Source organism: Actinosynnema sp. (assembly GCF_052038725.1).
In genome coordinates this window covers 1-2,186 of sequence record NZ_JBQGCX010001059.1, presented here as the reverse complement: position 1 = coordinate 2,186, position 2,186 = coordinate 1, and the positions used below count along the sequence as shown (strand labels likewise).

The window sequence follows — 2,186 nt, the reverse complement described above, 5'->3', positions numbered from 1 at the left end:
CGACGAGCTGGAGTCCAACAAGCTCGGCGCCGTCCTGGACGCCACCGACCGGGGCTTCACCTGGCCGCTGCCGGACACCGCCGAGCACGTCGCGCCCGGCGGGCGGGTGCTGGAGGTGCTGTCCGAGCACCTGTGCCAGGGCTTCCTGGAGGGCTACCTGCTCACCGGGCGGCACGGCCTGTTCAACTGCTACGAGGCGTTCACGCACATCGTCGACTCGATGTTCAACCAGCACGCCAAGTGGTTGGGCACGCACCGCAAGCTCGGCTGGCGCCGCCCGATCGCGTCGCTGAACTACCTGCTCAGCTCGCACGTGTGGCGCCAGGACCACAACGGGTTCTCCCACCAGGACCCAGGCTTCATCGACCACGTCATGAACAAGAAGGCCGAGGTCGTCCGCGTCTACCTGCCGCCGGACACCAACACCCTCCTGTCGGTCGCGGACCACTGCCTGCGCAGCCGCGACTACGTGAACGTGGTGGTGGCGGGCAAGAACCAGACCCCGGACTGGCTCGGCCCGCAGGAGGCGGCGCTGCACTGCGCCAGGGGCCTGGGCATCTGGGAGTGGGCGAGCAACGACGACGGCGTGGAGGAGCCGGACGTGGTCATGGCCTGCGCCGGCGACGCCCCCACGGTCGAGGTGATGGCCGCGGTGTCCCTGCTGCGCGAGCACCTGCCGTCGCTGCGGGTCCGCGTGGTCAACGTGGTCGACCTGATGCGGTTGCAGCCGGAGAGCGAGCACCCGCACGGCCTGTCGGACCGCGAGTTCGACGCGATCTTCACCACCGACCGGCCCGTGCTGTTCGCCTACCACGGCTACCCGTGGCTGATCCACCGCCTGACCTACCGGCGCACCAACCACCACAACATCCACGTGCGCGGGTACAAGGAGGAGGGCACCACCACCACGCCGTTCGACATGCTGGTGCTCAACGACATGGACCGCTACCGGCTGGTCATGGACGTGATCGACCGGGTGCCGGGCCTCGGGCCGCGCACCGCCCGGCTGCGCCAGCTGATGACCGACCAGCGCACCCGGCACCACGGGTGGATCCGGGAGCACGGCGAGGACCTGCCCGAGGTGCGGGACTGGAGCTGGCGGTCCTGATGAACGTGCTGGTGGTCAACGCGGGCTCGTCCAGCCTGAAGCTGCGCGTCCTCGGCCCCGCCGACGAGGTGCTGGTGGAGCACGACGTGGAGCGCTGGGACGGGCGCGGGCACTTCGGCGACCTCCTCGACGGCGGTCCCGAGGTGCACGCGGTCGGCCACCGCGTCGTGCACGGCGGGTCCCGGTTCACCGGGCCCACCCTGATCGACGAGGGGGTGCGGGCAGGGCTGGCCGAGCTGGTCCCGCTCGCGCCCCTGCACCAGCCGCGCGCGCTCGACGGCGTGGACGCGGTGCGCGAGCTGCTGCCGGACGTGCCGCACGTGGCGTGCTTCGACACCGCGTTCCACGCCTCCCTGCCGGAGCACGCGGCCACCTACCCGCTGCCGCCCGAGTGGCGGGAGCGGTGGGGGCTGCGCAGGTACGGCTTCCACGGGCTCTCGCACGCCTACGCCGACCGGCGGGCGCGCGAGCTGGCCGGCGGCGGCGAGCGGGTCGTGGTGGCGCACCTGGGGTCCGGGTGCTCGCTGTCGGCGGTGCGCGGCGGGCGGTCGGTGGACACGACGATGGGGTTCACGCCGCTGGCCGGGCTCGTCATGGGCACGCGCAGCGGCGACGTCGACCCCGGCCTGCTGCTGTGGTTGCAGCGGCGGGGCGGGCTGAGCGCGGACGAGGTCGCGGACGGGCTGGAGCACCGCTCCGGGCTGGCCGGGCTCAGCGGCGTCGGCGACGACCTGCGGGACGTGCGCGCGGCGGCGGCCGGTGGTTCGCCCGAGGCGCGGCTGGCGCTGGAGGTGTACGAGCACCGGCTGCGGCAGGGGATCGCCGCGATGGCCGCCTCGCTGGGCGGGCTCGACCTGCTGGTGTTCACCGGCGGGGCGGGGGAGAACGACGCGGCCCTGCGCGAGCGGGTCGCGGGAGGGCTGGGGTTCCTCGGCGTGCGGCTCGATCCGGGCCGGAACGCGGGGTGCGCCCCGGACGCGCGGATCAGCGGCGACGGGTCCGCGGTCGGCGTGTGGGTGCTGGCGGCGGGCGAGGACGTGGAGATCGCCGCGCAGACGCGCTCCGCGCTGTGACACCC

At 73.7% G+C, this 2,186-nt stretch carries 1 protein-coding gene and 1 pseudogene; both read left to right on the top strand.

The features are described 5' to 3' along the window. A pseudogene (locus ACTUAL_RS22330) lies at positions 1 to 1,108 on the top strand (phosphoketolase); the annotation flags it as partial. Next, entirely contained in the window at positions 1,108 to 2,181 is a 1,074-nt protein-coding gene (locus tag ACTUAL_RS22325; protein WP_440901614.1) for an acetate/propionate family kinase, read from the top strand. The pseudogene ACTUAL_RS22330 and the gene ACTUAL_RS22325, both read left to right, overlap by 1 nt. Positions 2,182 to 2,186: the final 5 nt, after the last annotated feature.